General features: G+C 36.4%; 18 protein-coding genes. 16 read left to right on the top strand and 2 right to left on the bottom strand.

Annotation, left to right across the window (positions count from 1 at the left end):
* Positions 1-192: 192 nt before the first annotated feature.
* The 14 genes from MNO09_RS25710 (at position 193) to MNO09_RS25645 (ending at position 13,668) form a co-directional block, all read left to right on the top strand.
* The gene (locus MNO09_RS25710) at positions 193-1,065 is read left to right on the top strand and encodes an alpha/beta fold hydrolase (protein ID WP_033657829.1); all 873 of its coding nucleotides are present in this window, start codon (positions 193-195) and stop codon (positions 1,063-1,065) included.
* A 78-nt stretch (positions 1,066-1,143) separates the two neighbouring features.
* Complete coding sequence (locus MNO09_RS25705; protein WP_000449229.1) at positions 1,144-1,344, top strand: sporulation YhaL family protein; 201 nt, start codon at positions 1,144-1,146, stop codon at positions 1,342-1,344.
* A 172-nt stretch (positions 1,345-1,516) separates the two neighbouring features.
* Positions 1,517-2,368 (top strand): DUF2935 domain-containing protein, encoded by an 852-nt coding sequence (locus MNO09_RS25700; protein ID WP_000554485.1) that lies wholly within the window; start codon positions 1,517-1,519, stop codon positions 2,366-2,368.
* A gap of 291 nt (positions 2,369-2,659) precedes the next feature.
* Positions 2,660-3,325 (top strand): DUF7018 domain-containing (lipo)protein, encoded by a 666-nt coding sequence (locus MNO09_RS25695; RefSeq protein ID WP_000644839.1) that lies wholly within the window; start codon positions 2,660-2,662, stop codon positions 3,323-3,325.
* A gap of 28 nt (positions 3,326-3,353) precedes the next feature.
* Entirely contained in the window at positions 3,354-4,427 is a 1,074-nt protein-coding gene (locus tag MNO09_RS25690) for a DUF3994 domain-containing protein (protein WP_000865191.1), read from the top strand.
* Positions 4,428-4,893: 466 nt separating this feature from the next.
* Entirely contained in the window at positions 4,894-5,343 is a 450-nt protein-coding gene (locus tag MNO09_RS25685) for a helix-turn-helix domain-containing protein (RefSeq protein ID WP_000577676.1), read from the top strand.
* A 97-nt stretch (positions 5,344-5,440) separates the two neighbouring features.
* Positions 5,441-6,001: a glycerol uptake operon antiterminator GlpP gene (gene glpP / locus MNO09_RS25680; protein WP_000394296.1), complete on the top strand. Its 561-nt coding sequence runs from the start codon at positions 5,441-5,443 to the stop codon at positions 5,999-6,001.
* A 228-nt stretch (positions 6,002-6,229) separates the two neighbouring features.
* Positions 6,230-7,051: a glycerol uptake facilitator protein GlpF gene (gene glpF / locus MNO09_RS25675; protein WP_001272205.1), complete on the top strand. Its 822-nt coding sequence runs from the start codon at positions 6,230-6,232 to the stop codon at positions 7,049-7,051.
* Positions 7,052-7,063: 12 nt separating this feature from the next.
* Positions 7,064-8,554, top strand: coding sequence for a glycerol kinase GlpK (glpK, locus tag MNO09_RS25670; RefSeq protein ID WP_000759997.1), 1,491 nt, complete (start codon positions 7,064-7,066; stop codon positions 8,552-8,554).
* Between the two features lie 133 nt (positions 8,555-8,687).
* Positions 8,688-10,370, top strand: a complete 1,683-nt coding sequence (gene glpD / locus MNO09_RS25665; protein ID WP_000672824.1) for an aerobic glycerol-3-phosphate dehydrogenase — start codon at positions 8,688-8,690, stop codon at positions 10,368-10,370.
* A 222-nt stretch (positions 10,371-10,592) separates the two neighbouring features.
* A complete protein-coding gene (locus MNO09_RS25660) occupies positions 10,593-11,183 on the top strand; it encodes a sigma-70 family RNA polymerase sigma factor (protein WP_000344026.1) in 591 nt (196 codons plus the stop codon).
* Complete coding sequence (locus MNO09_RS25655) at positions 11,131-11,538, top strand: PadR family transcriptional regulator (protein ID WP_000390171.1); 408 nt, start codon at positions 11,131-11,133, stop codon at positions 11,536-11,538. The genes MNO09_RS25660 and MNO09_RS25655 overlap by 53 nt, the downstream gene beginning before the upstream one ends.
* A 7-nt stretch (positions 11,539-11,545) precedes the next feature.
* Positions 11,546-12,793: an FtsW/RodA/SpoVE family cell cycle protein gene (locus MNO09_RS25650; protein ID WP_001034646.1), complete on the top strand. Its 1,248-nt coding sequence runs from the start codon at positions 11,546-11,548 to the stop codon at positions 12,791-12,793.
* A 218-nt stretch (positions 12,794-13,011) separates the two neighbouring features.
* The gene (locus tag MNO09_RS25645; RefSeq protein WP_088106928.1) at positions 13,012-13,668 is read left to right on the top strand and encodes a CPBP family intramembrane glutamic endopeptidase; all 657 of its coding nucleotides are present in this window, start codon (positions 13,012-13,014) and stop codon (positions 13,666-13,668) included.
* A gap of 124 nt (positions 13,669-13,792) precedes the next feature.
* Here the strand turns inward: MNO09_RS25645 and helD are convergent, their stop codons facing one another.
* Positions 13,793-16,123 (bottom strand): RNA polymerase recycling motor HelD, encoded by a 2,331-nt coding sequence (helD, locus tag MNO09_RS25640; RefSeq protein ID WP_001035421.1) that lies wholly within the window; start codon positions 16,121-16,123, stop codon positions 13,793-13,795.
* A gap of 280 nt (positions 16,124-16,403) precedes the next feature.
* Between helD and MNO09_RS25635 the strand changes: the two genes are divergently transcribed.
* A complete protein-coding gene (locus MNO09_RS25635) occupies positions 16,404-16,649 on the top strand; it encodes a hypothetical protein (RefSeq protein ID WP_001174906.1) in 246 nt (81 codons plus the stop codon).
* A gap of 82 nt (positions 16,650-16,731) precedes the next feature.
* Here MNO09_RS25635 and prsA read toward each other — a convergent pair whose 3' ends face one another.
* Positions 16,732-17,598, bottom strand: coding sequence for a peptidylprolyl isomerase PrsA (gene prsA, locus MNO09_RS25630; RefSeq protein ID WP_000710042.1), 867 nt, complete (start codon positions 17,596-17,598; stop codon positions 16,732-16,734).
* A gap of 279 nt (positions 17,599-17,877) precedes the next feature.
* Between prsA and MNO09_RS25625 the strand changes: the two genes are divergently transcribed.
* The gene (locus tag MNO09_RS25625) at positions 17,878-17,991 is read left to right on the top strand and encodes a hypothetical protein (protein WP_002007073.1); all 114 of its coding nucleotides are present in this window, start codon (positions 17,878-17,880) and stop codon (positions 17,989-17,991) included.
* Positions 17,992-18,001: the final 10 nt, after the last annotated feature.

The raw sequence follows: 18,001 nt of genomic DNA, 5'->3' as shown, positions 1-18,001 counted from the left end.
TTTTGGTCATAAAAAGAATTGACTTACTTTAAATATGTAACTATAATAGTTACAAAGTAACCATCACTAGTGGCAATGAGTAATATTTTTTTAGTATAATTGTAACTATCATGGTTACAATTAAAATTAATCATAAAACAACCAAATAATGTAAAAACTTTAAATAGCAACAAGAGAAAGGAGACGGGAATGTTGAAACGGTTTAAATTTTATTTCATTAGCGGTATTGTGCTCGTTTTGTTAATCGTATGTAACTTCGTTGATAAGCCGATTGCGAAGGTTGGAGAAGTGAAAAATACTGTTATGATGAAGCTGAATACGAAAGAGAGTATGGCACAGATTGATGGGCAGACGATTTATTTTAAGCAAATTGGTGAGGGGAAGCCGCCTTTACTTATGCTTCACGGGTTTGGTGGTTCTTCAGATGGGTTTAGTGATATTTATCCGGAACTTGTAAAGGACCATACGATTATCGCGGTTGATATTTTAGGATTTGGACGTTCTTCGAAGCCGGTTGATTTTCAGTATTCGTTTCCTGCGCAAGTGAATTTATATTATAAGTTAATGAAGAGACTCGGGTACGATCAATTCGCAGTACTTGGTCATTCGATGGGCGGAGAGATGTCTCTAAATTTAGCGTATTTATATCCGGATGCAGTAACGCATCTCGTTTTAGCGGATTCTACAGGGATTGAGTCTTTCCAGCAAAAAGAAAGTTATGAAGTGCCGCCGCTATCAACGGACTTACAAACTGTAACAGAGATTACAGATTATAATAAAAATGCAGTAAAAAATAGTCGCGACGATAAAGAGCATTATGATCAGTTGACGAAAATGAGAGAGCGCCGCATCGCGATGGAAGCAGACAAAATTAAGGTGCCGACTTTAATTATATGGGGACGACACGATAAGAGCGTTTCTTGGAAAAATGGTGAACTGTATCATGAGCTATTTGCAAATAGTACGTTCCATATCATTGAAAAAGGATACCACGCACCGTTTCGTCAGGAACCAATAGAGTTTATGGAATATGTACAAGCGTTCTTCGCGAAGAATCCACAATAAAAATTTAAAGCATAAATCCACTTCTTTCCTCATACAGTGAAACTAATAAGGCTTGTCTAAGGAAAGGAATGAAGTACAGTGGAAACTTTACCATGGTGGGTGTATCTTGTAATCGTTGGGATCGTATTAAGTGGCTACATGGTTTTATATACTTCAAAAAAAGAGCAAGAAATGGATAATGAGTTTATTGAAAAAGAAGGCGAAGTGTATATGAAGCGTTTAGAAGAAGAGCGAGAGAAGCGCAATCAGGATAGTGATAAGGATTCGGTGCTGCTTTAATAGACATTTTGAAAGGCTACCAACTAGGAGAACTTTATATCTAGGTGATAGCCTTTTTTCTTTTTGGGGAGCATGTATACGAAATTTATCATGGACTTTTATAAGTGGTATTTATATATATTTCTACTCATAAGAATGGAACTAGCGCAGTATTTACTGGGGGGGATTAACAATGCATAGGGATGAAACATCATTACATCCTGATACAGGTGTTACATCTGTAATGTTTGTTGAGCGTTCATTAAATGAAATTCGTTTTTGGTCTAGAATCATGAAGGAGCATTCTTTTTTTCTTCGCTTAGGGTTTAGATGTGAGGATACGCAACTAATCGAAGAGGCTAATCAATTTTATCGATTGTTTGAACATATCGAACAAATAGCGCATTCCTATACAAATGAAACAGATCCTGAGCAAATAAAAAGATTTAATTCAGAAGTACAACAAGCCGCAACTAATATTTGGGGATTTAAAAGAAAAATTTTAGGATTAATTCTCACATGTAAATTGCCAGGACAAAATAACTTTCCATTGTTAGTTGACCATACGAGTAGGGAAGCTGATTATTTTAGAAAACGTTTAATACAATTAAATGAAGGTAAATTAGATGCTCTTCCTGATGCTATTATTAAAGAAAATGTTTTCTTTTTAAGGATTATGGCAGACCATGCTAAATTTATTGGTCATCTTCTTGATCCATCGGAAAGAAAGCTTGTAGATACAGCGCGGAATTTTAGCAATGATTTTGATGAATTGATGTATCAAGCAATTGACTTAGAATCTATGAAACCACAATCCCAAACAGTCCCACTTTTAGATCAATTTTTAGATCAAAATCGTGTGTCGGTTACATCTCTTCGGGATTTTAAGAAAACAGCACGTGATTTAATTGAGCAATGTAAAATAAAGAGTATCATTCATCCATTATTAGCAGACCATGTTTTCCGTGAAGCTGATAGATTTCTTGAAATAATTGATATGTTTGATGTTCATCTTACAAATATTCAATCCCAACCTAGATATTAGAAGATAAGGAAAGATAATATTTTACTTTCGGCTGAGAAGTTAACAATTTATTGTTAGCTTCTTTTCTTTGTGATTAAAATTTCTTTTCGTTTAGTAAATTTCCCTGTGAAGACTACATAAATCCCTTTGACCAAATATGTAATTCTCTGTAAAATAATATATATGGAAAGATTATGAATATACAGGAAATCTATGGATAGTAGATTCTAATAAATTATTCGGGGGGATTTATTAGTTAAGTATATTAACTTGTTTGCACTGAATTTTACATATAAAGGGGTATTAGTAATCATGAAAGCAAAGAAATTAGTAAGTTTAGCGTTACCAGTTATGTTATTGAGTGGTTGTATTACAATTGAAACTGATGGTAAGAAAGCCGAACCAAAGAAAGAAGAAACGCAAAAGGTAGAGAAAGAGAGTAAGGCTGCTGAAAAAGAGAGTAAGTCAACTGATAGCAAGAAAGAGGATAGCTTATCTGTAGCGAAAGGTGAAGATACAAACAGTAGTTCCTCAAGTAGTCAACAAAGTTCTTCTTCAAATAATTCTACTTCTTCTAATTCTTCAACTGGTAAGGTAACTGGTTCAGATGTTGAAAGATACAAGGCAGATATTATAAACAGTGCCACTCAAATTGAAGATACAATGAAATTAATTGAAGGAATAGCAGATTCAGACGTAAAATCATACAAACAAAAGAAAAGTGAAGTACAACTGAGTTTAGGTGGAGCAAAGGCAACTGCAACGAAACTGAAGAATCTACAAGCGCCTCCTGAATTACAGGGAGAACAAGCGAAGATAAAGCAATCGATGGAACTGTATGCGGATTGTTTTCAACTTCTCTTTGATGCATTAGACCAAGAAGACGAGAGTAAAATGCATCAATCATTAAGTAAAGCACAAGAAGGCTCAAAACTGTTTGAAGAAGCAGCGAAGAGTATCGGTAGCAAAACTAACTAAGAATAAATTACTTAAAGGGGTATGAGGTATGAAAGTGAAAAAACTAATAGCTGCTGCAGTTCCAGTTGCCATATTATTAAGTGGTTGTGTTACAGTAAAAGATTCGGCAAATAAAGAAGAGAAGACAGAAGAAACGAGTAAATCTAAGGCTGCTGAAACGAAAGAAAAATCAACTAATTCGAAAGAAGAAAGTAAAGATGTTCAAAAGGTTCGAGTTTTAGATGAAGATTATGCACAATATTTATTAGACATTGAACAGGATATGTTAAGACGATTTGATTACTATGATGCTTCTGTAAGAGATTTGAGAAATGGAAGTAAATCAAAAGCTGAGGTATTAGATAGTATTAAAGACATCTATAAAGTATTTGATAAGATAGAGAAGATTTACGCACCGCAAAAACATAAAGAAGAACAAAAAGAGATTGAAAAAGCGACAGGTAAACTAAGAGAAACATTCGGTGAAATAGAGAAGTTATTTAACGATAAAGGCTTCAGCTTAGAGACCGATAAGGAAATCTTAAATAAAGCAAATGCAAAACTAGAGGAAGCAAAACGTATTTGGAAACCTACATTCGATAAGTTAAGATCCGAAATAAAAGGTGATACAGCCACAGAAAAATCTACTAGTACAACAAGTACTTCTACACCGACAAACCCAACTACGGGTAGTCAGGCTCAAACAGATAAAAGCCAAGCTAAAACGGGGGTATTTGTAGGTACAGTTGGTACAAGTGAAGAGTTAGGAATTAATTATGGAAACATGGAGAAGAACATCAAAGATGGTACTGAGATTATTGGTAATTGGGGTATTGATTACGGTAGTGGTATAAAAACTACGTTAGTACTAAAAGGTGATAAAACATTTGAGTCCTATGCGAATGGTTCTTATCCGAATAAAGATAACTACTTAACAGGAACATATGCGGTAGATGTTCCGTCATTCCAGTTGTCCTTAAAAGTAACAAAAGCAGTTAAAGACGGTCAAGAAGTAAAGTTAACAAACGATAGTATGATATATAAATTACAAAACTATGATGGAAACACATTACAAATTTATCATATGGATGATAATGTTCGTATTCGTTATGCAAAACAATAAATACTTAGCAAAAAACTCTGTAATAAATTTTACAGGGTTTTTTGTTCGTTCTAATTGTATTTCTTCATTAATTTCCCTGGCGCTATCCATATTAGTATAAGTTGAGAAATCAACAAAACGATTTTCTTTTTGGAGAATGATAAGGAGGGTAATCAGGATAGTGATAAAGATTCGGTTTTATTATAATTTGAGAAGAGTGGATAACGTCTTGTTATCCACTTTTTATTTCCTAAAATATATCAACGATTTTTTCAATATATCGACTTACCGACACAAAGCGACAATGTTAAGAAGCACGATTATTGTTCGGGAAATTATTATAGGAGCATAGCATATGAAATATACACACTACATAGCACCATTACAACCTGTAACGTAAAAGTTGCACAGCTAACGCAACGACAACTCGCTTTACTCTTCATCAGTTATTTGACCATACTAGACGTAGAGAGGTGATAAACACAGTATGATTTTTAGTGAACGCTTGAAACGAGAACGAGAAAAACGAAATTGGTCGCAACATGATTTGGCTGAAAAAATTCATGTAAGTAGACAATCTGTTTCGAAATGGGAGACGGGAAAGAACTATCCGAGCATTGAAATTATTATTCATCTAAGTGATCTGTTCGGTATTACGATTGATGAGTTGCTAAGGAGTGATGAAGAGTTGACGCAAAAAGTAATTAATGATAGTAAACAGTTAGCATATCCAAAATGGAAGGTGTTTTTCGATAGTTTATTTATGATGGGCGTATTTTTATTTATTACAAAAATCGTTGTATGGATGCTAAATAAGTTTGCCGGAGCGAGCATCACACTTGTAGCAGATGCACCGTATGTAATGAATTTTTTACCCCTCATATTAATGGTTATAGGTGGCACGGCTTCTGATAAGTTGAAGAAAATATATAGATAGAGGAAAGATTTGAAAGAAATCCCCTACACTAGCTGTTCTTTTCACTTAAATTGTGTACTATAAAGGATAGGATGACATAAAGAAGGGGACATTTAGAATGGAATTTCATGAACAGAAGATTTTGCCGGCAGTGAGGCAAATTAAAGATTTGGAGAAGCTATTACATAGTTCGTATGAGTATATTGTTATTTTAGATATTCATGTTGGTCAATTGAAGAGTGTTGTGTCACTTGCGAAGCAGCATAGTAAAAAGGTGTTTTTACATGTTGATTTGATTCATGGATTACAAAGTGATGGGCATGCGACGGAGTTTTTATGCCAAGAATATAAACCGTACGGGTTACTGTCGACAAAGGCGAGCGTGATTATGAAGGCGAAGCAAAAGGGTGTCGTCTCAATTCAACGCATCTTTTTAATTGATTCTAGCGCGATGGAAAAGAGCTGTAATTTGCTAGAAAAGACGAAGCCGGATTATATAGAGGTGCTTCCTGGTGCGCTAACGGATGTGATTGCTGAAGTGAAAGAGCGTACTGGTGTCCCGATTTTAGCGGGTGGTTTCATTCGTACTGTGCAAGATGTTGAAAGAGCTTTAAGTGCTGGTGCGACAGCAATTACGACATCAAAAAAAGAACTATGGAAACATTACCAAAAAAAGTGACGAAAATGTGAAAAAATTCTGTTGACACCGCTTTCATGAAAGGTTAACATTATAGACAAGTTAATAAACGTGACGGAGAAAAGAAGAGATCCACATTTCATTGTTTCTATATAAATTTATATAGAAGCGTGCAAAGCTGTGGGTCTTTTTCTTTTGACAAAAACGAATGGCCATTCATTTTACCTCTATCACATTTGGAAGCGTTTAAATTGATTGTGGAGGGATACTATGTCAGCATTTTTAGGAGAGTTAGTAGGGACTGCGTTGTTAATCTTACTTGGTGGCGGCGTTTGCGCTGGTGTAAGTTTAAAGAAATCGTTTGCGAAAGATTCTGGTTGGATTGTTATTACAATGGGCTGGGGCTTAGCAGTTGCTATGGCAGCGTATGCAGTTGGATCAATTAGTGGGGCACATTTGAATCCGGCTTTAACGATAGGATTAGCATTTAAGGGAGCGTTCCCATGGAGTGACGTACCAGGTTATATCGCAGCACAAATGATTGGGGCAATTATCGGGGCAGTTCTTGTATATTTACATTACTTACCACACTGGAAAGAAACAGAAGATCCAGGAACAAAATTAGGTGTATTTGCAACAGGCCCAGCAATTCCGAACACATTTACAAACCTTTTAAGTGAAATGATTGGAACATTCGTTTTAGTATTTGGTATATTAGCAATTGGAGCAAATAAATTTGCAGATGGATTAAATCCATTTATCGTAGGTTTCTTAATTGTAAGTATTGGTTTATCATTAGGTGGAACGACAGGATACGCGATCAACCCGGCTCGTGATTTAGGTCCGCGTATCGCACACTTCTTCCTTCCGATTGCAGGAAAAGGCGGTTCGAACTGGAAGTATGCATGGATTCCAGTAGTTGGTCCAATTCTAGGTGGATCACTTGCAGGATTATTCCATCAAGTTGTATTTGAAGGAAAACAAAATGCAGCACTTATTTATGTGATTATTGCAACTGTGATTGTACTAGCAATCTCTTATATGACAAGTAAAAAAAGTGAAAGCAATACAAATAGTAGAAAAGTAGCATAGGGGGAAACCGATATGAAAAAATATATTCTTTCTTTAGACCAAGGAACAACTAGCTCACGCGCAATTCTGTTCAATAAAAAAGGTGAAATTGTTCATTCAGCTCAAAAAGAGTTTACACAACATTTTCCAAAGCCAGGTTGGGTAGAGCATAATGCACAAGAAATTTGGGGATCTATTTTAGCAGTTATCGCAACTTGCTTAAGCGAAGCAGATGTAAAACCAGAACAAATCGCTGGTATCGGTATTACGAACCAACGTGAAACAGCGGTTGTTTGGGATAAAACGACTGGAAAACCAATTTACAACGCAATCGTATGGCAATCTCGTCAAACAGTTGAAATTTGTGATGAGTTAAAAGAAAAAGGGTATAGCGAAATGGTTCGCGAAAAAACAGGTCTTTTAATTGACGCATACTTCTCTGGTACGAAAGTAAAATGGATTTTAGATAACGTTGAAGGTGCAAGAGAAAAAGCAGAAAACGGCGATCTATTATTCGGAACGATTGATACGTGGCTTGTATGGAAATTGTCTGGCGGTAAAGCGCACGTAACGGATTACTCAAATGCATCACGTACATTAATGTTTAACATTCACGACTTACAGTGGGATGATGAGCTTCTAGACATGTTAACAGTGCCAAAGAGCATGCTTCCAGAAGTACGTCCATCATCTGAAATATATGGAGAAACAATTGATTATCACTTCTTCGGTCAAAATATACCGATTGCAGGTGTAGCTGGTGACCAGCAAGCAGCATTATTTGGACAAGCTTGTTTCGGTGAAGGTATGGCGAAGAACACGTACGGAACTGGTTGTTTCATGTTAATGAACACAGGTGAAAAAGCAGTAGCTTCTGAGCATGGTCTATTAACAACAATTGCATGGGGAATAGATGGTAAAGTGAACTATGCATTAGAAGGAAGTATTTTCGTAGCAGGTTCTGCAATTCAGTGGTTACGTGACGGAATGCGCATGTTTAAAGATGCAAGCGAAAGTGAAGTGTACGCATCACGCGTTGCATCAACTGAAGGTGTATACGTTGTACCAGCATTCGTAGGTTTAGGTACACCGTACTGGGATAGTGAAGTACGCGGCGCTATGTTTGGTGTAACGCGCGGTACGACGAAAGAGCATTTCATTCGTGCAACACTAGAATCTTTAGCGTACCAAACGAAAGATGTATTATGCGCAATGGAAGCAGATTCAGGTATTGAACTAAAAACATTACGCGTTGATGGTGGAGCAGTTAAAAATAACTTCTTAATGAAGTTCCAAAGTGATATTTTAGCTGTTCCTGTAGAGCGTCCAGTGATCAACGAAACGACAGCTTTAGGTGCAGCGTACTTAGCTGGTCTTGCGGTTGGATATTGGAAAAACCAAGATGAAATTAAAGAACAGTGGCATATGGACAAACGCTTTGAACCAACGATGGAAGCGGAAACAAGCGAAGAGCTATATGCTGGATGGAAAAAAGCAATTGAAGCAACAAAAGCTTTCAAATAATCATAAACAGTGTTATAATGGTGACAAGTTAATAATTCGGTAGGAGATTTGGAGAGACCACAACACGCTATAGAGGCGAAATCTATAGCGGAGTTCGTGGTCTCTTTTTTCGTTATCAAAGGGAGGAATTACCATGAAATTTTCAAGTAAACAACGTAAAGACGTATTAAACGGAGTAAATAAACAAGAGTTAGATGTGATCGTAATTGGTGGAGGTATTACTGGTTCTGGTATTGCATTAGATGGAGCAACACGCGGGTTATCAACAATTGTGTTTGAAATGCAGGACTTTGCAGCAGGTACATCAAGTCGTTCAACGAAGCTTGTACACGGTGGTCTACGTTATTTAAAACAACTTGAAGTGAAAATGGTAGCAGAGGTGGGGAAAGAGCGTGCGATCGTATATGAGAACGGTCCCCATGTAACAACACCAGAGTGGATGTTACTTCCGTTCCATACAGGCGGTACGTTCGGATCATTCAGTACATCAATTGGTCTTCGTGTATACGACTTCTTAGCAGGCGTAAAACGAAGCGAGCGCAGAAAAATGTTTAACCGTGAAGAAACATTAAACAAAGAGCCACTTGTAAAAAAAGAAGGATTAAAAGGCGGCGGTTACTACGTAGAATATCGTACAGACGATGCGCGTCTTACAATTGAAGTAATGAAAGAAGCAATTGAACACGGTGCGAAAGCTGTTAACTACGCAAAAGTAGACAGTTTCTTATATAAAGATGGAAAAGTATGTGGTGTACGTGTAATCGATTTACTAGATGGAGAAGTGTATGAAGTGTACGGTAAGAAAATTGTAAATGCAGCTGGCCCTTGGGTAGATACACTTCGTGAAAAAGATAACTCGAAAAAAGGGAAAGTACTTCAGTTATCAAAAGGTGTGCATTTAGTAATTGACCAAAAACGGTTCCCGTTAGGGCAAGCTATTTACTTCGATACACCAGATAAACGTATGGTGTTCGCGATTCCTCGCGGCGGAAAAACATACGTAGGTACAACAGATACGTTCTATGATAAAGACGCAGCTGTACCGCACATGACAACAGAAGATCGCACATATATCATTAATGCGATTAACTACATGTTCCCAAGTGTGAAAATTACAGAAAAAGATGTGGAGTCAAGCTGGGCTGGTGTACGTCCGTTAATTTACGAAGAAGGTAAGAATGCATCTGAAATTTCTCGTAAAGATGAAATTTGGACTTCTGAATCTGGTTTAATTACAATCGCAGGTGGTAAATTAACAGGATACCGTAAAATGGCTGAAATGGTAGTAGACTACGTAACAAACCTATTACAAAAAGAAGGTCATAGTGCATATCCGAAGAGCGACACGAAACATATGCCAATCTCTGGTGGACATGTAAGTGGTTCACACGGATTCCCAGCATTCGTTGCGAAAAAAGCAGACGAAGGCACGAAATCTGGTTTAACGAAAGCACAAGCAGAAGAATTCGCGAAATTCTACGGCTCTAACGTAGACGTACTGTTCGACTTAGCGAAAAAACATAAAGACGAAGCGAAAGAATACAACATGCCGCTAGACGTTCTAATCCCACTTGTATACGCAATGGATTACGAAATGACAGCAAAACCAGTTGACTTCTTCGTACGCCGTAGAGGCGCTGTATTCTTCAACATCCACTGGGTATATGAGTGGAAAGAAGCAGTAATCAACTACATGGCTGCGAAACTAGGCTGGAGCAAAGAAGAGCAAATGAAATACACAGCTGAACTAGAAAAAGCATTAACAGACGCTGTAATTCCTGTAGATCAACAAGAGCAGGCGGCTGCGTTAGCGTAAAAGAGAGAACCACCTGAAGGGGAGCCTTTAGGTGGTTTTTTGTTTTATTATGAATGTGCTAAATTCTCGATTAAAGTGTTGTATCACAATAAAAGGTTTACTCTTAGTGAAGAAAAATTAAAGTTAAAAAACGATACGGACACTATCATCCGTATTTTTTTATAAATTAATAAAACTTTTCCATACGGTGCGTCGTCTAATATATGGGGAGGAGGAAATGGTGTGGATGAATTAACGGTAGAAGCGTTTGAAATAGAAGATAAGGAACTCCTTATCGATGAAATCATGAATAAGTATGGACAAGAAGTCTTACAGCTTGTGTATTCATATGTGAATAATAAAGAGGTTGCTGAGGATGTAACGCAAGATATATTTGTGAAGTGTTATAAATCTCTTCATACATACAAAGGGAAGTCGAATGTGAAAACGTGGTTGTGGAGAATTGCGATTAATCAATGTAAGGACTACATAAAAAGTTGGTATAACAAAAAGGTGATCGTGACAGAGGATGAATCTGCTTATATGGAGATTCAAAATGCTAGTGTCGAACAAACTGTCATTCAAAATGCGGAGGACCGTGAGCTCGCTTCTGCGGTAATGAATTTACCGATAAAATATCGAGAAGTCATTTATCTATTTTATTATGAAGAATTACCAATTAAAGATATTGCCATTGTAATAGACGTGAAAGAAAACACGATAAAAACGAGACTGAAAAAAGCGAAGGAGCTTTTGAAGAAAGGATTGGAGGAGCAATCAAATGGAAGATCGATTAAAAGGCCTGCGAAAATCAATGGAGAATACAACGTTTAAACATTTGAGTTTTTCCGATCAACATCGAAAGCAGGTGCGCGAAAAAATCAATGCTTCAAACGAAAAGGAAGAGGACATCTCTTTAGCGATTTTACAACTCCTCAGTAATGAAAAAACAGGATACGAATTGTCACAGCTACTACGAGGGAGAGGGATTCGGAAATTCGAAGGAAATGAAGGGTTTTTATATACCGTATTACATCGTCTAGAACAGAATCGTTTTATTCAATCAAGTTGGTATCATGAAGGAGCGAAATATTATCAATTAAATGATAAAGGAAGAAAGATGCTGCGAAAGGCAGAGAAAAATGCTACGAAGGTACAATTTATATTAAAAGGCTTAGTACAGGAGTGAGGCGAAATTGAATAAAAAAGGGGAGCGTTTTGTAAGCGAAGTTACGAACCATATTAAATCAAAAGAAGCAAAGAGCTTTGTAGCAACTGAACTAGATTTTCACTTAAAACAGGCGAAGAACACGTGGATAGAAAAAGGATTAAGTGAGGAAGTTGCTGAAAATAAAGCTGTAGAACAAATGGGAAGCCCAATTAAACTAGGGCAAGAACTTAACAAACTACATAAGCCAAAGGTGGATTGGTTTTTACTTATTTTATTAGTGGCTGCTATGGGGTTAGGCTTTTTGCCGGTTATAACTTTTGGACATGCTGACTTATTCATGAATAAGGTGATATTTGTTATTCTCGGTGTTGTAACAGCTATTGGGATGATGCTACTTGATTATCGGAAGTTAGAGAGGCTCGGGTGGCTGTTTTATACAATCGGTGTACTTATCTTGTTAATGATAAAATGTTTTCCGACTGGTTACGTGATTGGGGAAGCAATAATAAAAATTGGCCCCATCAAAATTGACTGTTTAATGACGATACCATTTTTCTTTCTAGCTTGGGCTTCTTTTTTCAATAATAGTAGGTTAAAGTTTATGCATCTTCTCATATTGTACGTATTTTCTTTATATCTATTTTCGACTATATCAATTCTTCTACCAATTTTCATCTATATTACGATGGTATTCGTTATGCTTTGGTGGAGTAAGTTAGGAAAGAAAACGGCATGGCTCATTACAATGTTACCAATTTTACCCTTTATTATTAGGGATCTATTTTCCTGGTCGGCTGTAAAAGAATACCGGATAGCGAGAATTTTAGGATTTATAAACCCAGCGCATGATCAATGGGATTTACGTTTACAAGAGGCGATGTCTTCAGCAGGTTGGTTCGGTACATATGGAAATATAAAGTCTATCCCTGCTGCCCATACTGATTTTGTATTCGCGAGTTTGACTTACTATTATGGATATGTGCTTGCGCTAGTTCTTGTCATTATTCTTTCTCTTTTTGCAGTGAGAATAATGAACATAGCTTATAAAATAAATGATGGTTATGGTAAATTGCTTCTCGTTGGTGGAGTGACTCTTTTTGCAATCCATTTCATTTGTAACGTTGGCATGATCCTTGGAATATTACCACGTGTTTCTATATCATTACCTTTTATTAGTTATGGATTAGTACCAACTCTGTTTCATGCATTTATAATGGGGATCGTGTTAAGTGTATATCGGCGTAAAGATCTTTTAGTGAGAAAATCAGCTTAAAAAACAAACCACCCGTTCCCTATATTTTTTAGGGGATAGGTGGTTTAATTTTTCTTGCATTCGCACAGCTTTTCTATACCTATAATGTAACGGTTCTAACTTAGCGATAAAATTCATACTATTTTCAAAAAATTACCATTCAGTCTCTATATAGATATTAGGTCATTGTGCTATGATATATTCGTAATTAACGAAATAATAAGAAAGAAGGGGTTGTTGTGGAAACAAAGCTTTTAGAAACAGAGAAAAAAATTGATTCGAAGTCTCTCTTGGCTTTGGGGTTATTGATGATTACCGGAATTACATATCAGTTCTTAGGAAATGTTTTGGGAGATGCTATACCTAATTTATTAGGAATGATTCTTGAAGCTTTATGGAATCTTGTATTATGTGGAATTATTGGATACTATTTTTTAGGGGAAATATCGTTAGACCAATTTAAACATTTTAAATTTAAGACATTACTTTGGGGTTTACCTTTAGTAGTTATCGTAGGTGTAAGTTCCGGTGCTATATTCAATTACATTTTTGAACCAGCAACTAAAAATTCTGTTGCAGAAGTAATAAGTATTTCTATGATTTTATTCCGTGTACCATTTATGCTCATGGGTGAAGAGTTGCTTTGTACGAATGGAATTCTTGCATTACAAAAACTAGGGTTGAAATTTGGCACGGCATCAATCATATGTAGTGTCTTGTTCGCTTTGTGGCATATTCCGGCTTATGGTTTTGTGCCAATGCAGTTATTAATAACTATAATTCCAATTAGATTGGCACTAAATTATGTATGGAAAAAATCCAATAGTGTTTGGGTAAGTTGGATTTGCCATTATATTTATGATAGTTTAGCATTTATACAATTTTTTCTAAAATAAAAATTCGAGTTTAGTGTTAACGAAAGTATATGTAAATATATTGCGTCAAAATAAAACAAGTATGACCTCATCTAAATATTAGATGAGGTCATACTTGTTTTAAAAAGAAACACCTTGATTCAAATCAAGGTGTAATAACTTCAAAACTCTCCGAATCAGCCCCAAGTATAAAAGGACTAACCTCGCCAACGCTATAAAGTTGTAGCTCATGCATTGCGCGTGTACAAGCAGTGTAGAACAATCTACGAACGCTCTCATCACTGTACACATCTTTAGAAGCGTCGTAAATAATAACAGCATCAAATTCGATACCTTTCGCTAAGTAAGCGGGGATCACGACAATGCCTTGCTCATACTCGGCTGAGTTACTTTTCACAAGTTTAATATTTTCGATATGACTAAGTGCTTCGTAGGCAGCGGCGCTTTCAGCTGCAGATTTACATATAATTGCGATCGTATTGTGCTGTTGTTTTTGTAGTTCAGCAACTTTGGCAGTAATATGTTTATGCAGTTCGCTGTCATTCGATACTTTCGTCACTGTAGGTTTCTCACCGTCACGTTCAAAGGCGTGAATGTTCTTTCCTTCTGGTACGAGAGCACGTGTAAATTCAATGATCGGTTTTGTTGAGCGATAGCTACGAGTTAAGTTGATGCCGTTCGTTTCATCTGGTCCGTATAAGCTAGTAAGTGTATTGAAGTTCACTGCTTCACTCGCATGGGCAAATATCGCTTGGTTAAAGTCTCCGAGTACAGTCATTCTTGCAGCAGGGAAGAGACGTTTTAAAAACTCGAACTGAAACGGCGAATAATCTTGCGCTTCGTCTACAAGTACGTGTTTAATCGATCTATTCGTTTGGAAGCCTTCGATTAACTCTTTTAAAAGTAAAAATGGAGTGGCATCCTCGTAATATAGCTTTCCTTCATCAAGCATGTTTACTGTTAATGAGCAAATGTCATCCCATTCTGTCGGTTTCTCCCCAGTAACCCATGATGCATCTGTGAAGAGTTGTTTATATATGCCTGTGAAATTGATGAAACGTAATGTTTGAACACCTTTACGAAGCGGCTTCAATTTTTTACGGACAATCATACGTCCGAGTACTTTCGTTTCTTTTTCATAATCATGAAAGGAGTTGTCGTCAAACTCGCCTTTTTTCTGTAAATATTTATAAGCCTTTTGGTATTCATCTTTACTCAGTAATTCAATTTCTTCTTCTACCCAAGGCTTTTTCAGTTCCGCTTTTTCAATTGCATCTATTTGTTTATTTAGCCAATCTGTTAACTTTTCAATTCGATTATGGAAGCGGAGGGAGGAGTCAGTGTTGTAAAATTGTTCTGTAATTTCTTTAGCAGAAGCAATTAACTTTCCTCTAAATTTCATTCCTCTAAATAGCATGCCTGAAGATTCAAGAGATTGTCTGTACGCTCTAATCATCTCGAAAAATTGAGTGGATGCTTTAAATCGAATACTCGCATTTCTCGTTTTATAGGTAGGGCTATTCGTTTCAGTTAACATATATTCTAATTGCTCATAAGGGTCTTCAACGTCAAATGCCTTACTGAGTCTATGGTTTAAATATTCTTGGAATGTAACTTGCTGCATATTTTCTTCACCGAGTTCAGGTAGTACGTTAGATACGTAGCTGTTGAACATAGAGTTAGGGGAGAAGAGAATAATTTGATCTGCTTTTAACCATTCGCGATATTTATATAGTAAGTAGGCGATTCGTTGCAGGGCAGCTGACGTTTTACCGCTACCAGCAGCTCCTTGCACGATAAGGAGTCGGCCTTCATCGTGACGAATAATTTCATTTTGCTCGCGCTGAATCGTAGCGACGATACTTTGCATATGTTTGTTCGTACCTTTTCCGAGCGCTTGTTGCAAGATTTCATCGCCAATTGTAAGGCTCGTATCGAACATAGAATCAATCTCGCCATTTTGAATAATGTATTGTAATTTTTTCTCCACATTACCGTGAATTACGCCGCCTGGAGTACTGTATTCAGCCGGTCCTGGCGGATAATCGTAGTACACACTCGAAATAGGTGCGCGCCAGTCATATATAAGAAAGTTTTCTCCGCTTGCATCAGTAAGTGTAGCTACGCCGATATAAATTTTCTTCGCAGCAGATTCTCCTTCTTCTTTGAAATCAATTCGTCCGAAATAAGGTGCTTTATGCATACGTCTTAATGCGGCAAGTCGATTAAAGGTGTGCTTATGGGTAATTTGTGTGACAGCTAGTGACTGAGCTTGTTGTCTTAAGTTGATAACTGTTTCAAGATAATCATCAAAAGTATCAGTATTCACTTTCACGTCATCCCAAAAGTGTTTACGAATATGGATTACTTCCGCCCGGCGTCTGCCAGTTTCGTTTTCCAGTTTATCAATTTGCTCCGTAATCGTTTCTATTACGGTATCCAATCTTTTTTGCTCTAGATCAAGTTTTTTATTCATACGGTAAGCACTCCTTTAAAAGTGAAAAATAGAGGTTGACTGAAGATGTGTTTTGGTGTACAATTAAGATACGGATAAATACGTTATTATCTTTTTATAAAACGTGTTTCTGTACTAATTTAACATAGTTTTTTCATTTAATCAATGATAATAAGATAAACCTTGGTTCCGTGTGGCGTGAATCGAGGTTTTTTTGTGTTTTTCTTTAAGGAAGAATTGCAATTTTATTGAGGAGAATGTAAGTAAAGCAAAGAAGAGAATCAGGAATAGGGGGATACTGATGCAAAAATATTTTGAGGAAGCACATCGTTTTTGTTCTCGTAATAGAAAGCACTTAGAAAAGGATGTTATATGTGGTTGTTTCTATTGTTTAGAAATTTTCCATCCAGAAAAAATTACAGAGTGGTGGGATGATGATAACACAGCAGTTTGTCCGCATTGCGGGATTGACTCTATTATAGGAGAAAGTTCTGGATTTAAAATTACAGAAATGTTTTTAAGTGAAATGCATAAAAGATGGTTTTAGTTAAACGAATGAAAAAAATAAACTTTAGTTAACGAAGAGGATACATAAAAAGCTCGGGCCTAAGCCCGAGCTTTTTATTTCATTATTTCTTGTCTTCTTTTTTTGCGTCAGTTTTCTTCTCTTCGAAAAGATCTTTTAAATCTTTATCGTCAACTTTTACGTCAGCTTTTTTAATTTCTTTCATCATAAGATCGTTCATGAATTCGCCGTCTTGTGCTTTCTTCTGAACGACTTCTTTTTTGATGTCAGCTTTTGATTGCTCGAATGATTTTTCTGGCTCTTTAATGTCTGTAACTTTAATGATGTGGTAACCGAATTGTGTTTTTACAGGTTCGCTTACTTCATCTTTTTTCAGTTTATAAGCAGCATCTTCGAATTCTTTAACCATTTTACCATGTTCGAAGAATCCTAAGTCGCCACCTTTTTCTTTTGAACCAGTATCTTCAGAGTATTGTTTCGCTAACTCTTCGAAAGATTTACCTTGTCCAAGTTCCTCTTTAACTTTTTTCGCAGTCGCTTCATCTTTTACAAGAATGTGGCTTGCTTTAACTTCAGGCTTGTAGTTATCTTTTAATTCTTTATCAGTGATTGTTTTCTCGATAGCTTTTTCTTGAGCTAATTGAGCACGCACACCAGTTTTTAAAGTTTCTTCTTTAATACCTTGTTGTTTTAATAGTGTATCGAATTGATCACCGTATTGTTTTTTCATTTCATCGAACTTTTTGTCTACTTCTTTGTCTTCAACTTTGTAGTTTTTAATAAGTACTTTTTCCATAACCATGTTGTTTAGTACTTGTTTACCAGCTTGTGTCTTCATTTGATTGTAGAACTCGTCTTTTGTAATGTCACCAGCTTTAGATGTAACGATTTTGTCTGATGATGATCCTGTTCCACATGCTGATAATGCGATTACACTTGTTGCGGCTAAGGCAAGCATAGCTTTCTTCATTCGATAAACACTCCTACTATTATGTATTTTTAATTTATCCTACACCAATGAATTTTGGTTCATAAGAGCCCGATTAAGTCTCACTGATACTTTTGCTTTTTTCGTTGGTAAAGCGCGCTTAACAGGGCTTACCGAGGCTGAGGATAAAGTTAAGATGCGTGTCATTTATTTCATAGTATAAGCAATATGTACAAAATTTAATATATCATATTTCGACTCGATTTCATATTGATAAAGAAAATTTAACCAGTACGTGTCAGATTTTGAAGGTGTAGCCTATTGGGCGCATGCCGCATATACAGAAAAGAGGAGGGGATGGGGATGAATTCTCAACTTATTTTATTACTTGTACTGTTTATTTTATTGGTTATAGTAGGTATAATTTGCTTATAGAGGAAAAAAG

It is taken from the genome of Bacillus sp. N5-665, from assembly GCF_022637375.2.
GTDB lineage: Bacteria > Bacillota > Bacilli > Bacillales > Bacillaceae_G > Bacillus_A > Bacillus_A wiedmannii.
This window is presented reverse-complemented; position numbering and strand designations above follow the sequence as displayed.

Excerpts from the sequence above, each read along its gene's own strand:
- MNO09_RS25700 (WP_000554485.1), top strand. The coding sequence starts at position 1,517 with ATGCATAGGGATGAAACATCATTACATCCTGATACAGGTGTTACATCT.
- MNO09_RS25695 (WP_000644839.1), top strand. The coding sequence starts at position 2,660 with ATGAAAGCAAAGAAATTAGTAAGTTTAGCGTTACCAGTTATGTTATTG.
- MNO09_RS25690 (WP_000865191.1), top strand. The coding sequence starts at position 3,354 with ATGAAAGTGAAAAAACTAATAGCTGCTGCAGTTCCAGTTGCCATATTA.
- MNO09_RS25685 (WP_000577676.1), top strand. The coding sequence starts at position 4,894 with ATGATTTTTAGTGAACGCTTGAAACGAGAACGAGAAAAACGAAATTGG.
- glpP (WP_000394296.1), top strand. The coding sequence starts at position 5,441 with ATGGAATTTCATGAACAGAAGATTTTGCCGGCAGTGAGGCAAATTAAA.
- glpF (WP_001272205.1), top strand. The coding sequence starts at position 6,230 with ATGTCAGCATTTTTAGGAGAGTTAGTAGGGACTGCGTTGTTAATCTTA.
- glpK (WP_000759997.1), top strand. The coding sequence starts at position 7,064 with ATGAAAAAATATATTCTTTCTTTAGACCAAGGAACAACTAGCTCACGC.
- glpD (WP_000672824.1), top strand. The coding sequence starts at position 8,688 with ATGAAATTTTCAAGTAAACAACGTAAAGACGTATTAAACGGAGTAAAT.
- MNO09_RS25655 (WP_000390171.1), top strand. The coding sequence starts at position 11,131 with ATGGAAGATCGATTAAAAGGCCTGCGAAAATCAATGGAGAATACAACG.
- helD (WP_001035421.1), bottom strand. The coding sequence starts at position 16,123 with ATGAATAAAAAACTTGATCTAGAGCAAAAAAGATTGGATACCGTAATA.
- MNO09_RS25635 (WP_001174906.1), top strand. The coding sequence starts at position 16,404 with ATGCAAAAATATTTTGAGGAAGCACATCGTTTTTGTTCTCGTAATAGA.
- prsA (WP_000710042.1), bottom strand. The coding sequence starts at position 17,598 with ATGAAGAAAGCTATGCTTGCCTTAGCCGCAACAAGTGTAATCGCATTA.